27 protein-coding genes and 1 other RNA gene are annotated in these 26,262 nt (G+C 46.0%); 26 read left to right on the top strand and 2 right to left on the bottom strand.

Going from position 1 to position 26,262, the window contains the following annotated elements; all coding sequences use genetic code 11:
• Positions 1–228: 228 nt before the first annotated feature.
• The 6 genes from AB3351_RS20555 (at position 229) to AB3351_RS20530 (ending at position 6,460) form a co-directional block, all read left to right on the top strand.
• Entirely contained in the window at positions 229–1,935 is a 1,707-nt protein-coding gene (locus AB3351_RS20555) for a tetratricopeptide repeat protein (RefSeq protein WP_371149036.1), read from the top strand.
• Between the two features lie 191 nt (positions 1,936–2,126).
• Positions 2,127–3,089, top strand: coding sequence for a thioredoxin-disulfide reductase (gene trxB / locus AB3351_RS20550; RefSeq protein ID WP_371149035.1), 963 nt, complete (start codon positions 2,127–2,129; stop codon positions 3,087–3,089).
• Between the two features lie 238 nt (positions 3,090–3,327).
• Positions 3,328–4,206: an RNase adapter RapZ gene (rapZ, locus tag AB3351_RS20545; protein ID WP_371149034.1), complete on the top strand. Its 879-nt coding sequence runs from the start codon at positions 3,328–3,330 to the stop codon at positions 4,204–4,206.
• Between the two features lie 9 nt (positions 4,207–4,215).
• Positions 4,216–5,181, top strand: a complete 966-nt coding sequence (locus AB3351_RS20540) for a gluconeogenesis factor YvcK family protein (RefSeq protein ID WP_371149033.1) — start codon at positions 4,216–4,218, stop codon at positions 5,179–5,181.
• Between the two features lie 12 nt (positions 5,182–5,193).
• Positions 5,194–6,135 (top strand): DNA-binding protein WhiA, encoded by a 942-nt coding sequence (gene whiA / locus AB3351_RS20535; protein WP_371149032.1) that lies wholly within the window; start codon positions 5,194–5,196, stop codon positions 6,133–6,135.
• A 64-nt stretch (positions 6,136–6,199) separates the two neighbouring features.
• Positions 6,200–6,460 (top strand): HPr family phosphocarrier protein, encoded by a 261-nt coding sequence (locus AB3351_RS20530; RefSeq protein WP_371149031.1) that lies wholly within the window; start codon positions 6,200–6,202, stop codon positions 6,458–6,460.
• Positions 6,461–6,528: 68 nt separating this feature from the next.
• Here the strand turns inward: AB3351_RS20530 and clpP are convergent, their stop codons facing one another.
• Positions 6,529–7,134: an ATP-dependent Clp endopeptidase proteolytic subunit ClpP gene (gene clpP, locus AB3351_RS20525; protein WP_371149030.1), complete on the bottom strand. Its 606-nt coding sequence runs from the start codon at positions 7,132–7,134 to the stop codon at positions 6,529–6,531.
• 315 nt (positions 7,135–7,449) lie between these two features.
• Between clpP and AB3351_RS20520 the strand changes: the two genes are divergently transcribed.
• From AB3351_RS20520 to ssrA, 19 genes are all read left to right on the top strand, one after another.
• Positions 7,450–7,692 carry a hypothetical protein gene (locus AB3351_RS20520; protein WP_371149029.1) on the top strand — a complete coding sequence of 81 codons (243 nt, stop codon included), beginning with the start codon at positions 7,450–7,452 and terminating at the stop codon, positions 7,690–7,692.
• A 27-nt stretch (positions 7,693–7,719) separates the two neighbouring features.
• On the top strand, positions 7,720–8,562 hold the full coding sequence (locus tag AB3351_RS20515) for an alpha/beta hydrolase family protein (protein ID WP_371149028.1): 843 nt from the start codon (positions 7,720–7,722) through the stop codon (positions 8,560–8,562).
• A gap of 170 nt (positions 8,563–8,732) precedes the next feature.
• Positions 8,733–9,074 (top strand): DUF2325 domain-containing protein, encoded by a 342-nt coding sequence (locus AB3351_RS20510; RefSeq protein WP_371149027.1) that lies wholly within the window; start codon positions 8,733–8,735, stop codon positions 9,072–9,074.
• A gap of 70 nt (positions 9,075–9,144) precedes the next feature.
• Positions 9,145–9,351 carry a CsbD family protein gene (locus tag AB3351_RS20505; protein WP_371149026.1) on the top strand — a complete coding sequence of 69 codons (207 nt, stop codon included), beginning with the start codon at positions 9,145–9,147 and terminating at the stop codon, positions 9,349–9,351.
• Between the two features lie 298 nt (positions 9,352–9,649).
• Positions 9,650–11,053 (top strand): RNA polymerase factor sigma-54, encoded by a 1,404-nt coding sequence (gene rpoN, locus AB3351_RS20500; RefSeq protein ID WP_371149025.1) that lies wholly within the window; start codon positions 9,650–9,652, stop codon positions 11,051–11,053.
• A 78-nt stretch (positions 11,054–11,131) separates the two neighbouring features.
• Positions 11,132–11,398 carry a glutaredoxin family protein gene (locus AB3351_RS20495; RefSeq protein ID WP_371149024.1) on the top strand — a complete coding sequence of 89 codons (267 nt, stop codon included), beginning with the start codon at positions 11,132–11,134 and terminating at the stop codon, positions 11,396–11,398.
• Positions 11,399–11,536: 138 nt separating this feature from the next.
• Positions 11,537–12,577 carry a sugar-binding transcriptional regulator gene (locus tag AB3351_RS20490; protein ID WP_371149023.1) on the top strand — a complete coding sequence of 347 codons (1,041 nt, stop codon included), beginning with the start codon at positions 11,537–11,539 and terminating at the stop codon, positions 12,575–12,577.
• 41 nt (positions 12,578–12,618) lie between these two features.
• Positions 12,619–13,626 (top strand): type I glyceraldehyde-3-phosphate dehydrogenase, encoded by a 1,008-nt coding sequence (gene gap, locus AB3351_RS20485; RefSeq protein WP_371149040.1) that lies wholly within the window; start codon positions 12,619–12,621, stop codon positions 13,624–13,626.
• A gap of 194 nt (positions 13,627–13,820) precedes the next feature.
• Positions 13,821–15,002 carry a phosphoglycerate kinase gene (locus AB3351_RS20480; protein ID WP_371149022.1) on the top strand — a complete coding sequence of 394 codons (1,182 nt, stop codon included), beginning with the start codon at positions 13,821–13,823 and terminating at the stop codon, positions 15,000–15,002.
• A 15-nt stretch (positions 15,003–15,017) separates the two neighbouring features.
• On the top strand, positions 15,018–15,788 hold the full coding sequence (tpiA, locus tag AB3351_RS20475; RefSeq protein WP_371149021.1) for a triose-phosphate isomerase: 771 nt from the start codon (positions 15,018–15,020) through the stop codon (positions 15,786–15,788).
• Position 15,789: 1 nt separating this feature from the next.
• Positions 15,790–17,322 carry a 2,3-bisphosphoglycerate-independent phosphoglycerate mutase gene (gene gpmI, locus AB3351_RS20470; protein ID WP_371149020.1) on the top strand — a complete coding sequence of 511 codons (1,533 nt, stop codon included), beginning with the start codon at positions 15,790–15,792 and terminating at the stop codon, positions 17,320–17,322.
• A 93-nt stretch (positions 17,323–17,415) separates the two neighbouring features.
• Positions 17,416–18,699 carry a phosphopyruvate hydratase gene (gene eno, locus AB3351_RS20465; protein WP_371149019.1) on the top strand — a complete coding sequence of 428 codons (1,284 nt, stop codon included), beginning with the start codon at positions 17,416–17,418 and terminating at the stop codon, positions 18,697–18,699.
• A gap of 190 nt (positions 18,700–18,889) precedes the next feature.
• Complete coding sequence (locus AB3351_RS20460) at positions 18,890–19,324, top strand: Fur family transcriptional regulator (protein WP_371149018.1); 435 nt, start codon at positions 18,890–18,892, stop codon at positions 19,322–19,324.
• 77 nt (positions 19,325–19,401) lie between these two features.
• Positions 19,402–19,635, top strand: a complete 234-nt coding sequence (secG, locus tag AB3351_RS20455; RefSeq protein WP_371149017.1) for a preprotein translocase subunit SecG — start codon at positions 19,402–19,404, stop codon at positions 19,633–19,635.
• Positions 19,636–19,679: 44 nt separating this feature from the next.
• Entirely contained in the window at positions 19,680–20,453 is a 774-nt protein-coding gene (locus tag AB3351_RS20450; RefSeq protein ID WP_371149016.1) for an alpha/beta hydrolase, read from the top strand.
• Positions 20,443–21,195 carry an alpha/beta hydrolase gene (locus AB3351_RS20445; RefSeq protein ID WP_371149015.1) on the top strand — a complete coding sequence of 251 codons (753 nt, stop codon included), beginning with the start codon at positions 20,443–20,445 and terminating at the stop codon, positions 21,193–21,195. The genes AB3351_RS20450 and AB3351_RS20445 overlap by 11 nt, the downstream gene beginning before the upstream one ends.
• A 37-nt stretch (positions 21,196–21,232) precedes the next feature.
• Positions 21,233–23,563, top strand: a complete 2,331-nt coding sequence (rnr, locus tag AB3351_RS20440; RefSeq protein WP_371149014.1) for a ribonuclease R — start codon at positions 21,233–21,235, stop codon at positions 23,561–23,563.
• Between the two features lie 154 nt (positions 23,564–23,717).
• A complete protein-coding gene (smpB, locus tag AB3351_RS20435) occupies positions 23,718–24,182 on the top strand; it encodes an SsrA-binding protein SmpB (RefSeq protein ID WP_371149013.1) in 465 nt (154 codons plus the stop codon).
• A gap of 122 nt (positions 24,183–24,304) precedes the next feature.
• Positions 24,305–24,669: a transfer-messenger RNA gene (gene ssrA / locus AB3351_RS20430) on the top strand.
• Between the two features lie 89 nt (positions 24,670–24,758).
• Here ssrA and ypfJ read toward each other — a convergent pair.
• A complete protein-coding gene (gene ypfJ / locus AB3351_RS20425; RefSeq protein WP_371149012.1) occupies positions 24,759–25,601 on the bottom strand; it encodes a KPN_02809 family neutral zinc metallopeptidase in 843 nt (280 codons plus the stop codon).
• Positions 25,602–25,779: 178 nt separating this feature from the next.
• Between ypfJ and AB3351_RS20420 the strand changes: the two genes are divergently transcribed.
• The gene (locus AB3351_RS20420; RefSeq protein WP_371149011.1) at positions 25,780–26,136 is read left to right on the top strand and encodes a SpoIIAA family protein; all 357 of its coding nucleotides are present in this window, start codon (positions 25,780–25,782) and stop codon (positions 26,134–26,136) included.
• Positions 26,137–26,262 lie beyond the last annotated feature (126 nt).

Raw genomic sequence — 26,262 nt, 5'->3', positions numbered from 1 at the left:
CAACACGGAAGCTTGCACATCCTGTGCATCGCGAGTCCAGTATGGCTCACCATTATATATTTTGCTTATATATAAAAGATAGATGAAGCCGTTTCATAACAAGGGAACGGTTTTTTTGCATACAGATAATGAGAGATGTTTTGGTTGTTGACCTACAGTGCTTGTTCTATAGAGAACCCACTCTTGAGTATGCTATACTTAAATAATAAGGAAAAATTGGAGGGACATATGGCCAAGCAGCAATATGCGCCGAAAAAAAAGAGCAAAATTGTTCCCATCCAGATGGATGCGGACTTCTATTACGAGCGTGCCATGCGCTATCTCGATAAGCTCAATTTCCAAAAAGCGCTGCGTTATTTGCGTAAGGCGGTTGAACTTGAGCCAAATAACCCGGATTATCATTGCAGTGTAGCCGGCGTCCTGGCTGAACTCGGCAAATATGAAGAATCAAATCGATTTCTCTGGCATGTTCTTGAAGAGGTCGACCCTTCATTGGATGAATGTCATTTTTATCTTGCCAGTAATTATGCAAGCATGATGGAGTTTGAATTAGCTGAGCAGCATATTCTACGTTATTTGCGTAATGCGCCTGACTCTATCTACGCAGAAGAAGCAGAAGATTTGCTTGATTATATTGAAATTCACCTTCAGGATATTCCTCGCCTTCCGGAGGATGAAGAGGAGCTAGAGACGATCCTGCAGCATGACCGCGCACGCCGGATGTTAGAAGAGGGCAAGTTCAATGAGGCATCACGCCTCCTGCAAAAATTAGTGAAGGAGAGCCCTGACTTTATTGCTGCCCGTAATAATCTTGCGCTTTGTTATTATTATATGGGACGTTTTGAGAAGGCCATGGACACAGTACAGCACGTATTAGAAGAAGATCCAACTAATATTCATGGCTTATGTAATCTTGCAGTATTCTATTCTCACTTAGAACAGCAGGATGAGTTGAATGAACTGCTGCATGTATTAAAGAAAATTATTCCGTATCATTTCGATCTTGCATATAAGCTAGCTACAACCTTGGGGATTCTAGGTGAAGACGAAGCAGCATATTTTCTGTTCCGTAAAATGATCTTTCATGCCGGACAAAGTGATGTATATATTCTGCATTATGCTGCGGTAGCTGCATATAACACGCAGCGGTGGGAAGCCGCCGAATCGCTATGGCATAAAGTCAGTCGACTTGATCCTTCTGAGCATGTAGCATCGTATTACCTGCAACAAATTCAGCAGCATAGAGAAGGAGAGCAGGCGATTGCCAAAGCTTCTTATCACTATCAAGTTCCGCAATTAGATAGTTTTTCATTTGAATTCATGGAAGATCCGTCTATGGAAATCAATCAAGCGATGAAGAATAATCCGCTTCTTCGCTCTTCTCTATTGTGGGCGCTTCGTTTTGGAGACAAGGAAAGCAAATTGCAAGTAATTCAGGCGTTTGAGCATATTGCGGATAAAGAAGTAGAAGATGCATTGCGCTCCTTCCTTCTAAACTCCGCAGAAGATGATTATTTAAAGAAGGTTGCCATCTTTGTTTTACGTAAGATGGGAGCTGCTGAACCATATGAAGCGATTATTGAAGAGCGGCGCAGAAAGATTGCTTTTCAACTGCATCCGAGTCTGCCGGTGTGGCAGGAGAAATGGCAGCAGGTGGCTGAATGCTTGAATAACCATATGCAGGAGCGATATGACGTAATCGAACAGCAGGAGGCACAGGCACTCTGGGTGGATTATCTGGGAAAAGTGTATCCGAACGTTCCGATGATTCGCAAGCAGGAAGCATGGGCAGCTTCGCTAGAGTATATGGTTGCTAGACGACACAATTATGCTGTTACGCAGGAAGAAGTAGCGGCACGCTACGGTGTATCGATCGCTTCCCTGTCGCGTAATTATAAGCTGCTGGCTGCTGTATGCCCGCCTTCTCTTTCGTAAAGCTCACAAAAATAAATAAAATAAAAAGCCCCGGTACATACCGGGGTATATTTGTGTATAGTTAAGGTAGACAATTTTTCGATTTAGATTTATGATAAAGACATTAAATCGAAATTATTCGATGAAGGAAATTCCTCGCGTATAGCCCTCATTTTTGAGGTAAAGATATGTATGACATAGGAGGTAGTAGTATGAGCGAAGAAAAAATTTATGACGTAATCATTGCCGGTGCCGGTCCGGCTGGAATGACGGCGGCTGTCTATACATCCCGTGCCAATATGAGTACGCTAATGATTGAGCGCGGAATCCCAGGCGGACAGATGGCGAATACTGAAGAGATTGAGAACTATCCTGGATTTGAGACGATTCTTGGTCCTGATCTTTCTACGAAGATGTTTGAGCACGCTAAAAAATTCGGTGCTCAATACCAATATGGCGATATTAAAGAGATCGTTGACGGTCATCCGTACAAAACTGTAAAAGTAGGCGACAAAGAATTCAAAGCGAAATCTGTCATTATTACGACAGGCGCTGAACATCGTGAATTGGGTGTACCGGGTGAGAAGGAATTCTCCGGACGCGGCGTATCTTATTGCGCAGTATGTGACGGTGCATTTTTCCGCGGCAAAGAGCTTATTGTCGTAGGCGGAGGAGATTCTGCAGTAGAAGAAGGCGTATTTCTGACACGCTTTGCTACAAAAGTAACGATAATCCACCGTCGCGATGAGCTTCGTGCACAGAAGATCCTGCAAAAGCGAGCATTTGACAATGAAAAGATTGAGTTTATTTGGGATACGGAAGTAAAAGAAATTCGTGGGGATGGCGTCGTAAAATCTGTACTGCTCCGCAACAGAAAAACCGGAGAGGAATCAGAATTCAAGACCGATGGCGCGTTCATTTATGTAGGGATGGACCCGCTAACAGATGCTGTGAAAAATCTTGGCATTACAAATCAAGCGGGCTACATTGAAACAGATGAGCGTATGGCGACAAGAGTAGCCGGAATTTTTGCCGCCGGCGATGTACGGGAAAAAACACTCCGTCAGGTGGTAACGGCGACAGGAGACGGTGCGGATGCAGCCCTGTCTGCTCAGCATTATGTAGAAGAACTGAATGAAAAAATTCAGGAGGAAAGTTCCAAGGTTACTCAGTAAAAGGTCATAAACTTTTAACAGCGCTGTAACATTGTTGAAATGTAGAAGCTGTATAGTAAAGGTAATTAATTGACCCCTTTTATAATAGTAAACATTGGCGCAGACAGGACCTGTCTGCGTTCTTTTTTTTGTGCGTAGGCCGTTTCTTTTTTGTATTGCGGGAAGGGATGTGCTTTAATAAAGAAAAGAGTCAGTTTGCGGTAAAGGATATCTTTTTGGGTAGGAAGTGAATAGAATAATGGAAAAACAACTGAATGAGATTAACTTGCTGATTATTACCGGCATGTCCGGGGCAGGAAAGACGGTTGCCATCCAAAAGCTTGAGGATTTAGGCTTTTTTTGTGTAGATAACCTGCCGCCGGTTCTCATTCCGAAGTTTGCGGAATTGATTGATCAATCCGGCGGACGTATTCATAAAGTAGCGCTCGTTATCGATCTGCGAGGCCGAGAGTTTTTTGATTCGCTCGCTGAATCATTAGAACGCGTCCATGAGATGGAGAATATTACGTATCAGATTATTTTCCTTGATGCGAGTGATCAGACTTTAGTACAGCGCTATAAAGAAACGCGCCGCAATCATCCACTGGCACCGGATGGTCTTCCGCTTGATGGAATTCGGGCAGAGCGCCGACTGCTTGAAGAGCTTAAAGGGCTTGCTAATTTAGTGATTGATACGACGCATTTGAAGCCTGTTTTATTGAAAGAAAAAATCAGCCAGGTTTTTAGCCAGATGGGGCAGAACTTAACGGTCATTGTCCAATCATTTGGTTTTAAATTTGGTATTCCAATCGATGCGGATCTTGTTTTCGATGTTCGCTTTTTGCCTAACCCGCACTATGTGGAAACGTTACGACCTAAAACGGGAATAGATAGTGAAGTTTCCGATTATGTATTTAAATGGGATGTTTCGCAGGAATTCCTTGGTAAGCTTGCGGACTTTATTGATTTCACCTTGCCGCATTACCAGCAGGAGGGCAAAACCCAGCTTGTTATCGGCATTGGTTGTACGGGAGGCAAGCATCGTTCTGTGGCTATTGCCGAGTATTTAGGTCAGCGTTACCAGGATCAATACAATGTTCGTGTAACACATCGGGATATTGAGAGAGGTCGCTCATAGAGGTGTAAGATGAAAAGAAAAATAGAGAAACCCCATGTGGTGGTAATTGGGGGAGGGACAGGGTTATCTGTTCTGCTACGCGGTTTAAAAAAACAGCCGATTGACATTACAGCCATTGTAACGGTAGCAGATGATGGCGGAAGCTCGGGAAGGCTGCGTTCTGAACTTAGGATGCCGCCACCGGGTGATGTCCGGAATGTGTTGATTGCGCTTGCAGATACGGAGCCGCTTTTAGAGAGCCTGCTTCAGCACCGGTTTATTGGGGGGAACGGACTTGCCGGCCATTCGATCGGCAATCTATTGATTGCTGCGCTCACAGAGATCAGTGAGGGTGACTTCGTGGCAGCCATTGAACAACTAAGTCAGGTTCTTGCAGTTCGCGGCCGTGTACTTCCGGCAGCGAACCACTCCATTGTCCTGCATGCGGAAATGCAGGATGGAATGATCGTATCTGGAGAGTCCATTATTCCAAAAGCCGGTAAGCGTATTAAGCGCGTATTTATTGATGAAGGTGTAGAGCCGCTTGCTGAAGCCGTTCAAGCACTGGCAGATGCAGATGTCATTCTCATTGGACCGGGCAGCTTATATACGAGTGTACTGCCCAATCTGCTTGTCCCTGGGATCGTAGAAGCAATCCGGGAGAGCAAGGCAGTAAAGGCATATATCTGTAATGTAATGACACAGCCGGGCGAGACGGATGGCTATGCGGCATGGGATCATATTCAAGCGATTCATGACCATGTAGGCAATTCGTTGTTTGAATATATTATTGTAAACAATGGTGAGATTAGCGATGAGGTAAAGGCATTGTATGCGGAGAAAGGATCGGAGCCAGTCACCTATTCACCAGAACGATTAACGGCAAAAGGGTATAAGATTATTGCCGAGAATTTGCTGGTATACGATCAGTTCTTACGCCACGATGCTGCCAAGCTAAGCGATATTATCATGGGTCTAATCGGTGCGAAAGAATGAGGTGGTAGCGGCATGTCTTTTGCTGCGCAAACAAAGAAAGAGCTGACTCAACTAGAAGCGCCTGATTGCTGCAGTAAAGCCGAGCTTACAGCGTTGATTCGCATGAACGGCTCGCTGCAGTTCGGCGGCAAGCGCTTCGTATTGGATATTTCGACGGAAAATGCGGCGATTGCACGCCGCATTTATTCGCTTGTGAAACGAATTTTTCAGATACATGCAGAGCTTCTTGTCCGTAAAAAGATGAGACTGAAAAAAAATAACGTATATATTGTCCGTATTCCGCAGAAAGCGATGGAGATTTTAGAAGAGCTGGGTATTATGCGGGAGGGGTCATTTCATTACGGTATTTCGGCTGATATCATTGCTGATGATTGCTGCAAGCGCTCCTATTTACGCGGTGCTTTTCTTGCTGGCGGCTCGGTGAACCATCCGGAAGCCTCCAGTTATCACTTAGAGGTCTTCTCCTCTCATCAGGAGCATTGTGAAGATTTGGTCGAGTTGGCCAATTATTTTGGATTAAACTCCCGGCGTATTGAGCGAAAAAAAGGGCATATTATGTATATTAAAGAAGGTGAGAAGATTGCCGAGTTCCTGCGGATCATCGGTGCGCATCAGGCGCTATTCTTCTTTGAAGATGTCCGGATTGTTAAAGAAATGAAAAACTCCGCGAACCGGCTGAATAATTGCGATATGGCCAACTTGAATAAGACGGTGGCCGCAGCGATGCAGCAGATTGAGAATATTATGCTCATCGATAGGCAGTTAGGGCTTGCGAATCTGCCGGACCGTCTACGGGAAGTAGCCGAGTTGAGGCTGCAGTATCGGGATATGAACCTAAGTGAACTAGGAGAGATGGTACCAAGTGGAAAGGTAAGCAAATCTGGTATTAATCATCGTTTACGAAAAATTAATGAAATCGCGGCGAAATTACGAGAAAATGAAGCAAAATCATAAGTTTAAACCCTATAATCATGTTATAATGGAACAAATTCAGTTGTAGAGGGTGGGGAAGCATACTATGCACGCGCAGGAAAGCGTTGTTGTTAAATTAAGAACCGGGCTGCAGGCGCGGCCGGCTGCTTTTTTCGTCCAAGAAGCCAATCGTTATGCGGCGGACGTGTTTATCGCAAGAGACGATAAAAAGGTAAACGCGAAAAGCATCATGGGAGTGATGAGCCTTGCTGTCGGAAGCGGTGTTGAGATTACGATCAGCGCCGAAGGTTCCGACGCAGAGGAAGCAGTACAAAGCCTTGCACAAATGGTACAACGTGAAGAATAGTTTGTAACAACAAAGAGAAGCCCTGCTTACCATGATGGTGAGCAGGGCTTCTGTGTTTGTCATTTTGATTACAGTATATCAGGATCTTTTTTGCCGAGGCTTTCAATAACGCGGTCAATCAGGCCATATTCTTTCGCCTCTGCTGCGCTCATGAAATAGTCACGATCCGTATCCTTCTCAACACGCTCAAGCGGCTGGCCAGAACGATCGGCGATGATGCGGTTCAATGAGTCGCGCATCTTAAGAATACGGGTAGCAGCGATCTGAATATCGGACGCTTGCCCCTGCGCTCCACCAAGTGGTTGGTGAATCATAACTTCACTGTTCGGAAGCGCATAACGTTTTCCGGGCGCGCCGGCCGTTAGGAGGAAGGCGCCCATTGAAGCGGCCATACCTACACAAATGGTTGATACGTCCGGCTTAATGAATTGCATGGTATCATAGATTGCCATGCCTGCGGTAATGGAACCACCTGGGCTATTGATGTAGACGCTAATATCTTTATCCGGATCTTCGGCAGCCAAGAACAGAAGTTGCGCTACCACGCTGTTCGCTACTTGATCATTGATTCCCGTACCGAGAAAAATAATCCGATCCTTTAACAGACGAGAATAGATATCGTATGCTCTTTCACCGCGATTCGTTTGTTCGATAACTGTAGGAATTAAGTTCACTAATATTTCCTCCTCTCGTATATGTATCTTTATAGTACACCAAAGGTCAATAAAGGTCAAATGAAAAGCAGTGTACTATACTCTTTTCAGTTATATGCTTTTTTCCCATAAATTAATCATCATAAACGTAACTTTCGGCATTTTTCCGTTCTATCTCCCTTTTGGCTGGACGTTAGTCTTAGGAGGGAAGCTTTGTCGACTCATGTGACTTTGCTAGAACCTTTGTCGAAAAGGAAACATGAACAGAAAAAATGTGTGATAATAAATAAAATTTCGCATAGCTATCTATTTATCAGCGTGAAAGGGGTCTTAACAATGATGCAATATGATGAATATATCGGAAAAATGGTACAATTAACATACAGCGACCTGGACGGAGAAGTAGTATGCGCAGCAGGCTGCATTCTATATACGTTAAAAAACCGGGCATTCGTATTTGAAACATACGAAGAAGGACGGCAGCTCATTGTTTACAATCGGCATGTGCTTGATATTCATAAAATAAGTACGCCTCCTTCTTATAATGACCCTGAAATTGCTCCGGATCATTTCGCTTAAACTACCAACGGATGCGAGGGGATTTTCTTGAAACAATCGTTTGCACTGACAAGAGAAGAAGGCTTGATGATTCGCGGCGATATTTTTATCAAGGATGATGCACAGGATTATAGCCGAAAGCCCATCGTACTAATATGTCATGGTTTTAAAGGATTCAAAGACTGGGGAATGTTCCCCCGTATGGGTGAGTATTTTGCCGAAAAAGGCTACGCGGCAATTACATTTAACTTCTCAGGTAACGGTATAGGAGAGGATGTAGAAAACTTTACTGAGCTTGAGAAGTTCGGACGTAATACGTACCAGCAGGAACTAGGAGATATTGATTTCATTATTCAGCAGATTAAGCATGGTCAACTGCCGCTGTATGACCGGATGGATGCGGAGCGTATCGGCATTATAGGTCATAGCAAGGGCGGTGGAGATGCGATTCTGTATGCTTCCTCCTACCCTGAAAATGTGCGGGCAATTGTAACATGGAATGGTATTGCACATGTGGATATTTTCGGTGCTGATGTGCGCAAGCAAGCAGAGGAAGAGGGCGCCGGATATGTGGTAAACGGAAGAACCGGACAGAAGATGCCGATTGAAAAAGTCGTGTTTGATGATATGGATGTGAATGCACGCCAATACGACCTGCTGAATTGTGTAGCAGAGCTTACGATACCGCTATTGATCGTACAGGGAAGAGAAGACTTTGCACGGTTAGTCAAGGGTGCAGAGAGCTTAAAGGAACATGCGAGGCGGGCTGAACTATATTGGGTGGAAGATGCAGGACATACGTTTAATATGGTACATCCGCACAAAGAAGACACGAAGGAGTTTCTCGAAGCGCTGGATAGTAGCGTAAGATTTTTTAAAGAGAATTTATAATAGTAGAGTCAAAAGGCGGGCAGCGAGGGATGCGTCCGCTTTTTTAATTAATTATGAAGATTGTGGGGAATTATAAGAAAAAGCGGTAAATGATATTGATAATCTTTATCATATAGGGTATGATAAGAGCAACAAATTATAGGGAAACTGTAGACAAGGAGGGACATGCTATGGCCTACGTAGTGATCGGAGCAGACCGATTGGGGAACATCAATGCTTTGTTGGAAGAGAAGCTAGAAGGAAAGCTTATTCATGTTTCAGGAAGAAAGAAGAAGGACCAGAACTATACACTGCCGCAGCTGGTCAGGGGTGTCATTGTATTTACGGATTACATAAACCATAACTTAGCCAAACGAGTAAAAGCTGATGCTAAAAAGCGGAATGTACCGATCGTTTTCGCCAAGCGTTCCGTTAGTCACCTTGAATGCAGTCTCGAGCAGATGATGGCATGTCAGCAGGAGGGATGTGAACATCCTTGTGCTAGGAATCGTTCGTTTCAACCCACTATGTAAGAGGTAATATATCTCCATCAGGTACCTGAAGAATCATCCATACGAACTTCAATAAAGGAGCGATACAGCTATGAATGACGACAAACTTAAGGGAAAATGGAATCAGGTTAAGGGAGAAGCAAAAAAGCAGTGGGGCGAAATGACAGATGATGAAAGTACGCGTCTAGAAGGTAATGTTGATAAAACCAAAGGTAAAATACAAGAAGAGTACGGCGAAGTGAAGGATCGTGCAGCCCGCCGTATCAATGAAGCAACAGAGCGTAGAGACAGAATTTAATCGAAATGATGAACACCATAGATAAACAACAGTGAAAAGGCAGAAGCCCAAAGACGGCTTCTGCCTTTTCTTTTGGTTGAGTAAAGAGTTTAATTGGAAAATACTTCTCTTTTTTTATGAAAAATGTTATGTGATGAATAAGATGCTAAAGTCCTGCAATGGAAAAAAACAAAGAGAGGAAATAAATCCTATGCCTTATTTTTTTTGATTGGCAGGATTTTTGCTAGAGAAATTTATTGCGAATTGTTATATAATATTGAAAAAGAGAAAAAGTTCGTAGAAAAGAAGGTGATGCCCGATGCAAATGGGGTTCGGTTTATATCAGCAGCAGACATTGAAGTTAGTGATGACACCTGAATTGCGACAGGCAATAACCATTCTCCAATACTCCGCTGTCGATTTGCTCGATTTCTTACGACAACAGGCCAATGAGAATCCGATTCTTGATTTAACAGAGAAGAACCGGGAGATGACGCCAGCAGAATTGACGATGCAGAAGGAAACGAATAAGCAAGCAGATATTGATTGGAAAGACTATGTGCGTGCCAATGCAACGGGAGATGATACGTATTACCAGCGCAGCAGCGCACCTGCTCAGGATTATGATCCTTTCAACTTTATCTCAGCAGGCAGCACTACACTAGAGGAACATCTGCTTGAGCAAGTATCCATGCTCAAAAATGTTACGCCGCTTGAGAGACGCATTCTAAACTTCCTTATTGGAAACTTAAATGAAAACGGTTACCTTACAATTTCAGAAATCGAAGCGGCAGATATCTTAAATACGGATATCCAGACGATCGAAGAAATGATTTGGCTTCTACAAACATTGGAGCCGGTGGGAGTGGGTGCTCGCTCGCTTGGGGAATGTCTCTTGCTCCAACTAAAAGATGAACCGGAAGAGTATACCTTAGCGGTTGCCATTGTGGAATATCATCTTGAAGATCTAGCAGAGAAGCGTTATCAGAAGATCGCCTCATCTCTAGGCGCTACACCGCAAGAAGTGCAGCAGGCGGCTGATCACCTGCGTACGCTTAATCCACGTCCAGGTGCAGAATTCGCACAAGGAGCTCCCCGCTACATCGTTCCGGATGTAACCGTTGAGAAGGTGGAGAGCGAGTATGTGGTGATGGTGAATGAGAGCAGCATGCCGAATCTGACGATCAATCGTTTCTATCAACAAATGTTGAAGAAAGATGAAGCGGATATGGCTCAGCGTTATATTCAAGATAAGCTTAATTCCGCACTCTGGCTTATTCGCAGCATTGAACAGCGGCGCATGACGCTGTATAAGGTTACGCAGGCGATTGTAGAGGAGCAGCAAAGCTTTTTTGAGAAAGGCACAGCAGGCCTCAAGCCGATGACGCTCCGTGATATTGCCGAGAAGGTAGGCCTGCATGAGTCGACGATCAGTCGGGCGACCAGCAACAAGTATGTACAGACACCGCGAGGATTATTTGAACTCAAGTACTTCTTTACAACAGGTCTTGGGCGGGCAGATGGAGGGGAAGCCTCCTCCGTATTGAATATCAAAGAAAAGATTAAAGCAATGGTAGATGGCGAAGATAAGAAAAAGCCGCTTTCTGATCAAAAGATTACAGATACATTAGTTAAAGAAGGAATTGAGATTTCCCGAAGAACCGTGGCGAAATACAGAGAGGAAATGAACATCGATTCTTCCTCCAAACGTAAGCGCTTTTAATTAAAATTATCTGTCTATTGAAGTGACGTTAAATATATTCCATAAAAAGGATATTTATATAATAAAGGGAGAGCATACATGAATTTGCACCAACAGCCATTTCGCATCATCATTTATACAAGGGAAGGATGCGGATTGTGCAACAAAGCAAAAGAAAAGGTTGAACGTGTTGCGCGAGATTATCCGATTGAGCTTACCATGAAAGACATCGCACAAGATCCGGAATTGGAAGAAGCATATGGTCAATTGATTCCTGTTGTGTATATTGATGAAGAAAAAGTGTTTGTCTCAAAGATGACAGAGCTATGGCTGCGACGTGAGCTGGAGATTCGCTCGATGGAGTGAGCTTGAATAAAGAGGAAAACCTTGTTATAATAAAAACGACAAAGCGATGCCTGTGTTTTACGCAGGCATTTTTAATACAATGAATGGGACGTAAAATATCTCATAGGGACTTATTTTGTCCCAAGAAAGGTGAGCATCTTGACGGAATCCAACTGGGCTTCCCTGCTTCAGCGCATGGCGCCTGAAGTCATTGCCGTAATGGAGAATCGATATAAAGTCCTCCGGCAGATTCGCCTGCTTCAACCTGTGGGGCGGCGCGCGCTGGCTGATGTGATGCAGAGTACAGAAAGAGTGATTCGGCGAGAAGTTGAATTTTTACGGGAGCAGCGATTGATTGATGCTAACCGTGCCGGGATGTTTGTGACTTCAGATGGGGAAAATATGATCGAATCGTTTCATCCTTTCTGGAAAGAGGTAGGAGGTATACGTCAACTGGAATCGGAGGCGGCCCGCCGTCTTTTTGTGCAAAAAGTCATTATTGTTCCTGGAAATACGGATGAAAGTGAATGGACGAAGGATGATATGGCGCGGCAGGCCGCAGGAGAGTTTGCACGCATCATAGAGGATGGGTTCGTCATTGCGATAGCGGGCGGAAGTTCAGTAGCTCGTATGGCACAGTATGTACAGCCTTCTTCTACAGCAAAGAATGTAACACTGGTTCCGGCTCGTGGGGCGCTTGGTGATGAGGTTGATATGGAGTCGAATACGGTAACAGCTCGTTTCGCTCGTAATTTAGAAGCTTCCTATCTTCAACTGCATCTCCCGGATATCTTAGAAGAAGAGACGCTGCGCAATATTCAGCGTGATCCGGGAATCTCCGGTGTACTTGATCGGATTCATCATGCCAAAGTACTGATCCATGGAATTGGAGCCGCAGAAGAAATGTCACGGCGGCGCGGTTTGAGTGAGGAGATTGTTCGTATACTAAAGGAGAATGACGCGGTATCTGAAGTATTTGGCTATTATTTTAATGGCCCGGGTGAATTGGTATACCGGATGAACACAGTAGGAATGCAGATGGAGCAGGTGCAGACATTGGATTGTGTACTGGCGGTTGCAGGTGGAAAGAGTAAGGCCAAAGCAATCCTGTCATATATAAGAAATCGAAGCAATTATGTACTGGTTACAGACGAGGCAGCCGTACGTGAGATGTTTGCTTTATTGGATGAAAGAGAATAAGCGTTCAACTCGGACGCTTTATAAATATACGAGGAGGATGAATCATGACAAAGATTGCGATTAATGGTTTTGGACGTATTGGGCGTAACGTGGCGCGGATTGCGCTGCAGAATCCGGAAGTGGAATTGGTAGGCATTAATGATTTGACGGACGCTGCCACGCTGGCTCATCTTTTTAAATACGATTCTGTTCATGGCACATATCATGAAGATGTACGAGTAGATGGGGATTCGATTATTGTTGGTGACCGCACGATTAAGGTATCCGCTGAACGTGACCCGGCCAACCTGCCGTGGAAAGAGTGGGGTGTAGAAGTCGTTGTAGAATCGACAGGTCGCTTCACAAAACGTGAAGACGCAGCAAAGCACCTTGAAGCAGGCGCCAAAAAAGTGATCATTTCTGCTCCGGGGAAAAATGAAGACATTACGATTGTGCTTGGTGTAAACGAAGAAAATTATGATCCGGCCAATCACCATGTCATCTCCAATGCATCCTGCACAACGAACTGTTTGGCGCCATTCGCTAAAGTGCTGAGTGATACGTTTGGCATTCGCCGTGGGCTGATGACGACGGTACACGCCTATACGAATGACCAGCAGATTCTGGATCTGCCTCATAAAGATTTACGCCGTGCGCGTGCAGCGGGCATGTCGATCATTCCGACGTCAACCGGTGCGGCACGTGCCGTATCGCTTGTGCTGCCGGAGCTTAAAGGCAAGCTTAACGGATTTGCCATGCGTGTGCCGACCCCGAACGTATCGGTTGTTGACCTGGTGGTAGAACTGGAGAAAAACGCATCTGTAGAAGAAGTTAACCAGGCGTTGAAGCAGGCATCGGAAAATGAGATGAAAGGCATTCTAGGCTATTCGGAAGAGCCGCTTGTATCTCGTGATTATAACGGAGATCCGCATTCTTCGACCATTGATGCGCTGTCCACGATGGTGATTGAGGATAACATGGTAAAAGTGGTGTCCTGGTACGATAATGAGTGGGGTTATTCAAATCGTGTGATAGATTTAATTAATTATGTCGCCAAAAAAGGGCTGTAAACAAGAAAAAGTGTGGCTAATTACATGAATTGTGTTGCAAAAAAAGGCTGAGAGAAGCTAAAATAAAAGCGATTATAAAAAAAGGGGAGGGAACGAGTGCGTATTCTCCCCTTTTTTCTGTGAACATCATACTACAAGAAAGAAGAGGAGCCACGCACCTCTGAATTTCATAAACATTGGGAGGATTATCTGCTATGAACAAAAAGTCTGTTCGCGATGTTGATGTGAAAGGGAAACGCGTATTCTGCCGCTTCGATTTCAATGTACCGATGGAAGAAGGCCGTATTACCGACGATACGCGCATCCGTGCGGCACTGCCGACCATTGAATATTTAATGCAGAATGGCGCGCGCGTCATTATGTCGAGCCATTTTGGCCGTCCGAAGGGCAAAGTGGTAGAAGAGATGAGGTTGAACGCGGTAGCGGAGCGTCTTTCCCAACTTCTTGGCCAGCCGGTGAAGAAGGTGGATGAAGTCTTTAGTGAGACGGTTAAAGAAGAAGCAGAGAAATTACATGATGGCGAAGCGATGCTTCTTGAAAACGTACGCTTTCATCCGGGTGAGGAAAAAAATGATGAAGAGCTGGCCAAGCAGTTTGCCTCGCTTGCCGATCTGTTTGTTAACGATGCATTCGGTACAGCACACCGAGCGCATGCTTCGACTGCGGGTGTTGCGGCTCATATTGAAGGTGTTGCCGGTTTTCTAATGGAGAAGGAAATTGAATTCCTTGGTCACACTATTTCTCAACCGGAGCGACCGTTTACAGCGATCATTGGCGGTGCGAAAGTGAAGGATAAGATTGGCGTGATTGAAAACTTATTGGAGAAAGTGGATAATTTAATTGTAGGCGGTGGCCTATCTAATACATTTATCAAAGCGAAAGGCTATGATGTGGGCAGCTCTTTACTTGAAGAAGAAAAGGTGGAGTTAGCCAAAGAATTCATGGAGATAGCCAAGCAGAAGGGCGTTAACTTCCTTATTCCGATTGATGTTGTGGTGGCGGATAAGTTCGCGGCTGATGCACAGACCAAAACGGTCGATGTGGACGCTATTCCAGAAGGATGGCAGGCGCTTGATATCGGACCGAAAACAATCGAATTATATAAACAAGCAGTTCTTGATTCAAAAACGGTCGTCTGGAACGGTCCGATGGGCGTATTTGAAATGGATGCGTTCGCAGAAGGAACGAATGCAATCGCACGTACGCTAAAAGAAGTACGGGGTACAACAATTATTGGCGGCGGTGATTCCGTAGCCGCAGTAGAAAAAGCTGGCGTAGCGAGCGAGATGACACATATTTCAACAGGCGGTGGAGCGTCGCTTGAGTTTATGGAAGGTAAAGAACTTCCAGGTGTGGCGGTCCTGGCCGACAAATAAGGAGCTGACATACGCATGCAGAGAACACCGATTATTGCGGGAAACTGGAAAATGCATAAAACAATGACGGAAGCGCGTGAATTCGCACATGCTGTCCGTTCGCTTGTTCCGGAAGAAAAAGTGGACACGGTAATCTGCGCGCCGTTTACTGCGTTGGATGCGCTTGTGCAGGAGCTAGAAGAGTATCCGGCGATAGCCATTGGCGCACAGAATATGCACTGGGAAGAGTCCGGCGCATATACCGGGGAGATTAGCGCAAGCATGCTGACAGGTCTCGGTGTAGAATATGTCATTATCGGTCACTCTGAACGACGCGAATATTTTGCGGAGACGGATGAGACGGTTAATAAGAAGACAAAAGCGGCATTCGCGCATGGCTTGATTCCGATCGTATGTGTTGGTGAGAATCTGGAGCAGCGTGAAGGCGGGAAGACAAAAGAATGGGTACGTGATCAGGTGCTGCGTGCTGTGGAAGGTCTGGCAAGTGAGCAGGCGAAGCAGCTTGTTATTGCATACGAACCAATCTGGGCAATCGGAACAGGCAAATCATCCTCGGCTGAAGATGCACAGGATGTCATTGCGTTTATTCGCGGAACGGTGGAAGACGCCTTTGATGCTCAGGTAGCAGCCCAAGTTCGTATCCAATATGGCGGTTCGGTTAAGCCAGACAATATTAGAACATACATGGAACAGGCGGATATTGATGGCGCACTCGTTGGAGGTGCAAGCCTGACGCCGGATTCGTTCCTTCAATTGTTAGAGGGTACAGTAGGAGGCAGGAAGTAACATGAATCGACCCAAACCAGTAGCACTCATTATTATGGACGGATTTGGATATAGAGAAGAAACATACGGCAACGCCATTAGACAGGCCAACACGCCGAATTTCAACAAATACTGGAGCAGCTACCCGCATACGCTGCTTGGTGCAAGCGGCTTGGCCGTAGGACTTCCTGAAGGTCAGATGGGCAACTCGGAAGTGGGGCATTTGAATCTTGGCGCCGGACGTGTTGTCTATCAAGACTTAACCCGTGTGTCAAAAGAAATTAAAGAAGGCGCCTTTTTTGAGAATGAGACGCTGCTAAAAGCTGTGCACCATGCGCGTGATAACAATACTGCGCTTCATCTGTACGGCCTGCTATCGGATGGCGGTGTACACAGCCATATCAAGCATTTATTTGCACTGCTGCAGTTAGCCAAGCAGGAGAATGTAGATCGCGTGTACATTCATGCGTTCCTAGATGGACGCGATGTAGCTCCGGACAGCGCAGTTGGTTATGTTAAGGAATTGCAGGAGAAGATCAATGAATACGGTATTGGCCGCATTGCGACGGTGCAGGGCCGTTATTATGCAATGGACCGCGATAAGCGTTGGGAGCGTACAGAGAAATCGTACCGCGCAATGGTATATGGAGAAGGGCCGAAGTTTACCGACCCGATTGAAGCTGTACGTGAATCGTATGAGCGCAGCGTGTATGATGAATTCGTTATGCCTACGGTCATTACGGAGGCCAATGGTGAGCCTGTAGCGACCGTCAAAGACAATGATAGCGTGATTTTCTTCAACTTCCGTCCCGACCGCGCGATTCAGCTTTCACAGGTGTTTACGAACGAGGACTTCCGCGGTTTTGAGCGCGGTGAAAAATGTCCGCAGAATATCTTCTTCGTCTGCATGACCAAATTCAGTGAAAGCGTGCAGGGATATGTTGCATATAAGCCGGCAAATCTTGATAATACATTAGGTGAAGTGCTGGCACAGAATAACCTGCGTCAGCTTCGGATTGCAGAGACGGAGAAGTATCCGCACGTCACGTTCTTCTTTAGCGGCGGTCGTGAAGCCGAATTTGAAGGGGAGACGCGGATTCTCATCAATTCGCCGAAAGTTGCTACGTATGACCTGCAGCCGGAGATGAGTATTTATGAAGTAACGGATTCCTTGTTAAAAGAAATCGAACAGGAAACCCAGGATGTAATCATCTTAAACTTTGCCAACTGCGATATGGTAGGCCACTCAGGTATGATGGAGCCGACCATCAAAGCGGTTGAAGCGGTGGATGAATGTATGGGTAGAGTAGTTGAATCCATCACAGCCAAAGGCGGGGTAGCGCTTGTAACCGCCGACCATGGGAATGCGGACCTGATGCTTGATAATGAAGGGAATCCGATTACCTCGCACAGTACGTATCCGGTACCGTTCATTCTAACCAAACAGGGAGCGGTGCTGCGCGAAGGCGGCATTCTTGCCGATATCTCACCGACCATTCTGAAGCTGCTCGGCATCGAACAGCCGAAGGAAATGACAGGAACACCATTGTATTAGAAAGAATAAAGAGGTGAAAGGTAAGGGGGACTTAAAAAGTCTTTTTTACCCCTCTCTCTTTTATTTACATACTTACTAAGGAGCTGAACAGATATGACGATCATTTCTGACATTTATGCACGCGAAGTATTAGATTCCCGTGGGAATCCGACGGTAGAGGTAGAAGTATACCTTGAATCCGGTGCAATGGGCCGCGCAATGGTGCCGTCTGGCGCTTCCACTGGTGCACATGAAGCCGTAGAACTTCGTGATGGTGAGAAAGGCCGATATTTGGGCAAAGGCGTATTAAAAGCAGTGGATAATGTAAACAACATTATCGCACCTGAACTTGAAGGCTTCGACGCACTTGATCAAGTAGGAATCGATCAGTTGCTGCTTGAGCTTGATGGAACTGAAAACAAAGGAAAACTAGGGGCCAATGCTATTCTGGGCGTATCAATGGCGGTGGCTCGCGCGGCTGCAGAAGCACTTGGTGTTCCGCTGTATGCATACCTTGGTGGCTTCAATGCCAAGACACTTCCAACGCCGATGATGAATATCCTTAACGGTGGCGCGCATGCAGATAACAATGTGGACATTCAGGAGTTCATGGTTATGCCGGTTGGCGCAGAAAGCTTCGCTCATGCGCTGCGCATGGGTGCCGAAGTATTCCACAATCTCAAAGCCGTACTGAAAGAAAAAGGATTAAACACGGCAGTAGGCGACGAAGGCGGCTTCGCTCCGAATCTCGCTTCAAATGAAGAAGCGCTGCAAACAATCATTGAAGCAATTGAAAAAGCAGGCTATAAGTCAGGCGAGGATATTATGCTCGCGCTTGATGTAGCTTCTACGGAAGTATATAAAGACGGTAAGTATGAACTGGCTGGTGAAGGTATTACGAAGACAACTGACGAGATGATTGACTATCTAGAGATGCTGGTAAACAAATATCCGATCATCTCCATCGAAGACGGTCTGGCTGAGGATGACTGGGAAGGCTGGAACAAGCTGACACAGCGTATTGGTGACCGCGTACAATTGGTGGGTGACGACCTGTTTGTAACGAATACAACACGTCTCTCCCAAGGGATTGAGCAAGGAACAGCGAACTCCATTCTCATTAAAGTAAATCAAATTGGTACATTGACAGAGACGTTCGATGCGATTGAAATGGCAAAGCGTGCGGGTTATACAGCAGTTATCTCGCATCGTTCCGGTGAGACAGAAGACTCCATCATTGCCGATATTGCTGTGGCGACGAACGCAGGTCAAATTAAAACCGGCGCTCCATCTCGTACAGATCGGGTAGCAAAATACAATCAGCTTCTTCGCATTGAAGATGAGCTTGCATACATCAGCAAATATGCAGGTCGTTCCGCATTTTACAATGTAAAATAAATAACCGGGTAACTTTTGAAGTAAAGCGGTCGTGGAAAAGTCCACGGCCGCTTTTTATATTATAAAAGGTTTTGGGTAAGGGGAAGGATAGAGGGTATACAGAGTGCTTTGTCTTTGTTGATATTCTTTCTATTTGTAATGATTTTCTACAGATAGTATATTATAATAAAAAGTAAAGGAGGGGCGGACAATGAACGGAAACATTATCGATACGGCCATTGCCCGGATCAAAGAACGCGGCGGTCGTGTAACTGTACAGCGGCTGGCCATCATTAATGTATTGATGCGCCTAGATCATCCGACAGCTGAAGAGATTTATCAGTTCATGCAGGATGATTTTCCGACCCTGTCATTTACGACAGTATATAATACCTTGAAGTCATTGAAGGAGCTTGGTGTTGTGCATGAGCACTATCAGGATGAACGCTCCCGCTTCGAGATTACGGAAGAATCCCATCATCATTTTCACTGTATAGCCTGTGATAAGTTAGTCGATATCGAGCCGGACATGATTTCACTCCGACTTAAGCCTGAGGTAGAATCAGAGTATTCTCCCGTCGAATCCAGAGTTACGCTTGAGGGTATCTGTAAAAGCTGTCGGGAACAAAAAGAAGGACAATCTTGAAGCTGCTTCCTCTTTGTGGTACATTAATAGGTGGCAAATACTAAAAATGGATCGCTCCGTTTTGGGGAGGAATACGTATGGCAATATTTTTAAAGATCGTACTTGTAATTGTTTCAATTTTGCTTATCGGAGTTGTACTGCTCCAATCCGGTAAAAGCGCGGGTCTTTCCGGAGCAATTTCGGGCGGAGCTGAACAGATTATGGGGAAAGCAAAGGCTCGGGGTATTGATGCCCTGTTGAATAAATTGACGATTATTCTCGCGGTATTGTTTATGGTCATATCCATTGCTGTCGCATACTTCCTGCGTTAAGACAGCCCACATATTGAGAATCTATAAAAGAACGGAAACAGCAAGTGAAGCACTTGCTGTTTTTCTTTACCCTTGAAGAGAGGACGATGTGTATGATCGGCTGCTTGTTGATTCATGGTTTTACCGGAAGTCCATATGAAGTTGAACCGATTGCCCAGAGGTTTGCCGACCGCGGCTGGCGGATTGAAATGCCGATACTCGCTGGGCACGAGGGACATAATCTGCCCCTCAAACAGGTAACATGGCAGGATTGGGTGCGGTCAGCTGAAGATGTGCTAAAGGATATGCTGCTCACCTGTGAGCGTATCTATGTCGTTGGTTTCTCCATGGGTGGGTTAATTGCTGCGCATCTGGCGGCACGCTATCCCATTGATAAGCTGGTGCTACTGAGTGCCAGTCTGTTCTATATTAATCCGCGTCAATTGTTTACCGATGCAGCTACGATTATTAAGAAACACTTCTCGTCAACTGTTGACGCCAAAGAAGCGTACCGGCGGTATGTAAATAAAGCAAAGACGACGCCGCCGCGAGCGGTCATTCATTTCCGTCATCTTGTCAAAATATTAAAACAAGAGCTTCCACAGGTTACTACGCCGACACTTATTATTCAGGGGGGGAAGGATGACCTTGTAGAGCCACGTAGTGCAGAACATATATACCGTACGATTCGTTCCGCCGAAAAACATCTGCATATACTTCCTGAATCCAAACATATTATTTGTCATGATTGCGAGCAGGAGCAATTGCTTGCATTGATTGAGGATTTTCTCGACCCCTCATATAAGAAGGTCGAAGGAGAGGTGCAACGTGAAGGCTAAACCGAGGTCTCCGGAAACATTTTTCTATTCGGGCGGCAGTCTAGGTTTGCTTTTGCTGCATGGGTTTACCGGCAGTACGGCTGAAATGCAGCTCATGGGCCGGTTTTTTCATAAGCTTGGCTATACGGTGTATGCCCCGCTGCTGGCCGGGCATGGAACAACGCCGGAGGACATGGCGAAAACAAGGTGGCCTGATTGGTGGCAGAGTGCTGTCGATGGGTATGATTTTATAAAGCGTACAGGCTGCGAGAAAGTTGCCGTAGCCGGTCTGTCGATGGGTGGAGTGCTTACGATGCGGCTTGCATATCATCGTGATCCTTCCGCCCTTGTCATGCTGAATGCGCCGGTCGATGTGCGGGATAAGCGCATCCGCTGGGCGCGGTATATGCATTATGTGCGGCCCTATATACCTCGTGCTGGGGCGAAGGCTTCCCATATTGAATCCGAGCTGTTTCCTTATCACCATAGCCCAGTAGCCTGCATCGCAAGCCTTTGGCAGCTCATTAATGTGGTAAAGAAAGAGATGGGGCGCGTGACCACCCCAGCGCTTGTGATTCAGTCTACTCATGATGAGACAGTGGAGCCGTACAGCGGCGATTATATTTATTCCCATATTGGTTCACACTATAAAGAAATCAAACATTACCATAAATCCGGCCATATTATTACACTGGATAAGGAACGGGAGCATGTTTTTCGAGATACGGCTGATTTTTTGGAGAAGATCTTTGGTAAGGTATAAAAGACTTTATTTATTTTGAGTAAAGGAGAGGACGGGTGTGGCAATAGAAGCTGATATTTTGCGTTTCATGCGCGAACAGGCAAGTCGTCCCATGACAGTAAAAGAACTTGAAGAGGCATTTGAAATCGAAGGTGCCGAAGCGTTTAAGACATTCATTAAAGTATTGAATCAACTTGAAGATACAGGGCAGGTTATCCGAACGCGTACCAACCGTTATGGTGTCCCTGAGAAAATGAACTTAATCCGAGGACGCCTGCAGGCGCATGCCAAAGGCTTTGGTTTTGTTCTGCCGGATGAAGAGGGAACGCCGGACATTTATATTCATGCCAATGATATGAACGGTGCAATGAACCGGGATATCGTATTGGCACGATTGAATCAGAATGCCAAAGGTCCGCGGCTTGAGGGCGAGATCGTGCGCATTGTGGAGCGGGCCAATAATACAGTTGTCGGTACGTACCAGGATGAGAAGCATTATGGTTTTGTTGTGACCGATGATAAGCGTATTACAAAAGATATTTTTATTCCAAAAGGCGCATCATTAGGAGCGGTGGATGGACACAAGGTTGTTGTAGAAATCACGCGGTATCCAGAGACAGGAAGAGGAAATCCAGAAGGCCGGGTCGTGGAGATTCTAGGGCATAAAAATGATCCGGGCGTCGATATCCTATCCATCATTCGCAAATACGGCCTGCCGGAGACATTCCCAGAGGAAGTCATGCATGAAGCGGAAGCTGTGCCTGATACAATTAACGAAAAGGAAATGGAGGGACGACGTGACCTTCGTGAGCGGGTCATGGTTACCATTGATGGCGCGGACGCCAAGGACTTAGATGATGCCGTGTCCATCGAGACGCTTGAGAATGGCAACTATCGGTTGGGCGTTCACATTGCCGATGTAAGCTATTATGTTACGGAAGGCTCTGAGTTGGATGTAGAAGCGTTTCGTCGGGGGACCAGTGTGTATTTGGTGGATCGCGTCATTCCTATGCTTCCCCACCGTCTCTCAAACGGCATCTGCAGCTTGAATCCAAAAGTTGATCGTCTAACACTGACGTGTGATATGGAGATTGATGATGAGGGCAATGTGGTTAAGCACGATATTTATGAAAGTGTGATTCGCACAAATGAGCGGATGACGTATTCGGATGTATACAAAATTCTTGAAGAGGACGACGCTGCCTTAAAGGAACGTTATGCTGATCTAATTCCGCATTTTGAGGCGATGAAGGACCTAGCGCTTCGCCTACGTGGATTTCGTATGGAGCGGGGCGCGATCGACTTTGATTTCGGCGAAGCCAAAATTATGGTTGACCCGGAAGGGCATCCGACGGAAGTGCGCATGCGTGACCGTACCATTGCTGAGCGGATGATTGAAGAGTTTATGCTGAAAGCCAATGAAACGGTGGCCGAGCATTTTCACTGGATGAATGTGCCGTTTATTTACCGGATTCATGAAGACCCCGATGGTGATCGTCTACAGACGTTTCTTGAGTTTGTTACGAACTTCGGCTACTTCGTGCGGGGCAAAGCGACGGACATTCATCCGCGCACACTGCAAACGCTGCTCGAGCAGGCGAAGGATACGCCGGAGGAGACGGTCATCTCCAAAGTAATGCTGCGCTCGATGAAGCAGGCGAAATATGCAGCCGAAAACCAAGGGCATTTCGGCTTGGCGGCAGAATTCTATACACACTTCACATCCCCGATTCGCCGTTATCCGGACTTAATTGTACATCGTATGATTCGTGAGTCGCTGAAGAAAGGCGGATTTACGCCGGAGCGTATAGAGGAATGGAATGCCCGGATGCCTGAGGTGGCCCAGCAATCATCCGAGCGTGAACGCAATGCGGTAGATGCAGAACGTGAGACCGATGATCTGAAGAAGGCTGAATATATGCTGCAGCATATGGATGAAGAGTTTGACGGCCTCGTCAGCAGCGTCGCTTCATTCGGCATGTTCGTAGAGCTTCCGAATACAATCGAAGGCATGGTTCACATTAGCTATCTGACTGACGACTATTATGATTTCCATGAGAAGCAGTATGCGCTGATCGGCCAGCGAACGGGGCGGATGTTCCGTATTGGGGATGAGATTCGCGTCAAAGTCGTTAATGTTAATGTGGATGATCATACGATTGATTTTGAAGTGGTTGGACTTAAGCGAAGCAACAAGACCGCAAGTCGTGGCGGTGAAGGTCGCAAAGCGAAGGTGATTCCGGCAGAGAAAAGCGAGCGCAAGCACCGCGGCAAAGGAAAGCCAGCAAAGGGCAAGGACAACCCTTTCTGGATGGATGCGGTTGAGAAAAAGAAAAACAAGAAAAACAGCGTACCGAAATCAGTGAAAAAGAAGAAAAAGAAAAAATAAACGCGTAAAAGAAAAATTCCGGCGGAGGCATCCCCGGAATTTTTTATATGACCCAATCTTGTATCGCTTGTAGTACTCAATAGCTTTTTAAAGTAATGCGCTTTGTGGTACTATGTATAAATACAAGAAAACGTTGGCGGAGGAAGTTTAGGCGATGAGCAAAGAAGGAATCAAAGTAGTAGCACAAAACAAAAAAGCGCGCCACGATTATTTCATCGAAGAGACGTATGAAGCCGGTATTGTGCTTACCGGAACGGAAATCAAATCCATTCGCCAGGGACGAGTGAATTTGAAGGAAGGATATGCGGGCATTCGCAACGGAGAAGCCTGGCTTTATAATGTGCATATCAATGAATATGAGCAGGGAAATCGGTATAACCATGATCCGGTACGGGTCCGCAAATTGCTGCTGCATCGAGGAGAGATCAATAAGCTTCTTGGACAGACGAAAGTACAGGGGTATGCCCTTGTGCCGCTGCGTATGTATTTGAAGGGCGGCTTCTGTAAAGTGGAAATCGGTCTGGCCAAGGGCAAGAAGAATTATGACAAGCGCGACTCGATCAAAAAGCGTGATGCGCAGCGTGAAGTACAGCGTGCCCTGCGCGACCGGAACAGGTAAAAACAGGGTGCTTTATCTGGCACACATGTTGCATGGGCGCTGCAGATATGCTATACTAAGGATACAACTTCATAACAACGAAGTTATGAATGCTCTTTTCCCAAGAGCGACCCTTCTATCATGGGGGCGTTCTGGATTCGACGGGGATGGTTCGAGCATGAGTAGCGAGCCGGTGGGTTGCGATTCCGTAAACAACGCAAGCGTAAATATAAACGCTAAAGAACAAAACAACTTCGCTTTAGCTGCCTAATAAGCAGTAGCGGTCTTATCTCTCCATCGTCCATGTGGCGGGAATAAGACTCACCCTTTAGTGGACTACGCCTAAAGCTTCCGTCTGGAGCTGAGGGAAGAGATCAATCAGACTAGCCTAGCAGGTAGTGGGTTACCTGGCAGCCTGGTAGGCGAATCAATCACAGGTAACTGCGCTCGGAGAAGCTTATGTGATCGGAGTCTTCGGACGTGGGTTCGATTCCCACCGCCTCCACCATACATAGCGTGGAGAATTTTATACGAAATAAGTAAAGACCAGCCCGAGTGAGCTGGTCTTTTTTGTATTCAGGAAAGTCTGTGTCCCTTTTATAAATCCTTCGCATTAAACGTGTCGCCATTCTGCAGCGTACCGGATTGGAAGCCTTTATAGAACCAACGCTTCCTCTGCTCGGACATTCCATGGGTAAAACTCTCTGGCACCACATATCCCTGTGCCTTCTTCTGAATCGTATCATCCCCAACGGCGCTTGCCGCTGTCAGAGCCTCTTCAAGATCCCCTTCTTCAAGCACGTTCATTCCCTGCGCGTGATGCGCCCATACACCGGCTAAGTAATCAGCCTGCAGCTCAAAGCGGACTGAATATTGATTGTACTGTTCCTGTGTCAGCCGCTGCCGATTGGCGGCGAGCTTTTCGCTCGTTCCTAAAAGAGTTTGCACATGGTGTCCGACTTCATGTGCGATTACATACGCCATCGCAAAGTCTCCGGGAGCCTGAAACTTGCGCTGCAGTTCATCGTAAAAGCTCAGGTCAATGTACAGCTTTTGATCGCCCGGACAATAAAAGGGTCCAACGGATGAACCGGCTGTCCCACAGGCGGACTGAACGCTGCCTGTATATAGCACAAGGGTTGGCTTCTTATAGACCAAGCCCTCCTTCTTGAAAACTTCAGTCCACACATCCTCTGTATCGGCAAGAACGACAGAGACGAATTCCGCAAGCTCCTTTTCCTGTTTGGTTTCCTCATAAGCAACAGGAGTCTCGGAGCCTGTAGTCGCTATATTGTTTAAAAGGTCGGCTGGATTGCCCCCAAGTAACGTAATGATCAGTAAGATGACGATACCGCCAATTCCGCCACCGACGAGCGTTCTTCCTCCTCTACCCCTTCGATCTTCAACATTTGAGCTTCCCCGTCTTCCCCTCCACTGCATCACATGTCCTCCTCAAGTCCCGTTTATATTTATGACCACAACGTATATAAGTGTGTTCCTACTGTTATTACCCGAATTTGTCCAATTTCAAGTAAGGGAAAAAACGGTTTGTTTTACAGATAGAAAATAGAGGAATTCATTATAGAGAGACTAATGAAAGTAGGAAAGGAGCGTTCACATGTTATTGATACATCCAAGCAGGGAGGAATCCACGGTTGTTGTTGAATTTAGCGGCACAGCGACACAGGACGATGCACAGAGATTGGATCGTCATGTGAAAGAGCGGTTCAGCGAAGATGAAGCATTCAATATCCTTGCCATTATTCAGGATATAGACGGATCTACCGTAAAGGGGATGACGAGCGGAATCAAATTTGATGCAAAGCGCTGGAAGCAATTCAATAAAATTGCGGTGGTAAGCGAAAAAAAATGGCTCGATACATTGACGGAGCTTAGCAGTTATCTGCCTGGAATTGACTCCAGACATTTTGAGAAGGACCAGCTCGATGAAGCATGGAACTGGCTCGTGCAGTAAAGCGGGCGTATGTATTCATCTAATAAAGATGAAACTAATGAAAGCATAACTGCGTACACCATAATGTAATTGTGAAAGAAGTGTAGTACATTTGCAACATCATTCAAAATTTATGGAGGTGTCCTT

Source organism: Aneurinibacillus sp. REN35, assembly GCF_041379945.2.
Lineage (GTDB): Bacteria > Bacillota > Bacilli > Aneurinibacillales > Aneurinibacillaceae > Aneurinibacillus.
The sequence above is the reverse complement of the archived record's forward strand: the minus strand, read 5'-3'. Positions and strand labels throughout refer to the sequence as shown.

Excerpts from the sequence above, each read along its gene's own strand:
- smpB (WP_371149013.1), top strand. The coding sequence starts at position 23,718 with ATGAGCAAAGAAGGAATCAAAGTAGTAGCACAAAACAAAAAAGCGCGC.
- AB3351_RS20480 (WP_371149022.1), top strand. The coding sequence starts at position 13,821 with ATGAACAAAAAGTCTGTTCGCGATGTTGATGTGAAAGGGAAACGCGTA.
- AB3351_RS20420 (WP_371149011.1), top strand. The coding sequence starts at position 25,780 with ATGTTATTGATACATCCAAGCAGGGAGGAATCCACGGTTGTTGTTGAA.
- whiA (WP_371149032.1), top strand. The coding sequence starts at position 5,194 with ATGTCTTTTGCTGCGCAAACAAAGAAAGAGCTGACTCAACTAGAAGCG.
- AB3351_RS20540 (WP_371149033.1), top strand. The coding sequence starts at position 4,216 with ATGAAAAGAAAAATAGAGAAACCCCATGTGGTGGTAATTGGGGGAGGG.
- eno (WP_371149019.1), top strand. The coding sequence starts at position 17,416 with ATGACGATCATTTCTGACATTTATGCACGCGAAGTATTAGATTCCCGT.
- tpiA (WP_371149021.1), top strand. The coding sequence starts at position 15,018 with ATGCAGAGAACACCGATTATTGCGGGAAACTGGAAAATGCATAAAACA.
- rpoN (WP_371149025.1), top strand. The coding sequence starts at position 9,650 with ATGCAAATGGGGTTCGGTTTATATCAGCAGCAGACATTGAAGTTAGTG.
- ypfJ (WP_371149012.1), bottom strand. The coding sequence starts at position 25,601 with ATGCAGTGGAGGGGAAGACGGGGAAGCTCAAATGTTGAAGATCGAAGG.
- AB3351_RS20460 (WP_371149018.1), top strand. The coding sequence starts at position 18,890 with ATGAACGGAAACATTATCGATACGGCCATTGCCCGGATCAAAGAACGC.
- secG (WP_371149017.1), top strand. The coding sequence starts at position 19,402 with ATGGCAATATTTTTAAAGATCGTACTTGTAATTGTTTCAATTTTGCTT.
- AB3351_RS20555 (WP_371149036.1), top strand. The coding sequence starts at position 229 with ATGGCCAAGCAGCAATATGCGCCGAAAAAAAAGAGCAAAATTGTTCCC.
- AB3351_RS20520 (WP_371149029.1), top strand. The coding sequence starts at position 7,450 with ATGATGCAATATGATGAATATATCGGAAAAATGGTACAATTAACATAC.
- AB3351_RS20495 (WP_371149024.1), top strand. The coding sequence starts at position 11,132 with ATGAATTTGCACCAACAGCCATTTCGCATCATCATTTATACAAGGGAA.
- AB3351_RS20505 (WP_371149026.1), top strand. The coding sequence starts at position 9,145 with ATGAATGACGACAAACTTAAGGGAAAATGGAATCAGGTTAAGGGAGAA.
- AB3351_RS20530 (WP_371149031.1), top strand. The coding sequence starts at position 6,200 with ATGCACGCGCAGGAAAGCGTTGTTGTTAAATTAAGAACCGGGCTGCAG.
- gpmI (WP_371149020.1), top strand. The coding sequence starts at position 15,790 with ATGAATCGACCCAAACCAGTAGCACTCATTATTATGGACGGATTTGGA.
- rapZ (WP_371149034.1), top strand. The coding sequence starts at position 3,328 with ATGGAAAAACAACTGAATGAGATTAACTTGCTGATTATTACCGGCATG.
- trxB (WP_371149035.1), top strand. The coding sequence starts at position 2,127 with ATGAGCGAAGAAAAAATTTATGACGTAATCATTGCCGGTGCCGGTCCG.
- AB3351_RS20510 (WP_371149027.1), top strand. The coding sequence starts at position 8,733 with ATGGCCTACGTAGTGATCGGAGCAGACCGATTGGGGAACATCAATGCT.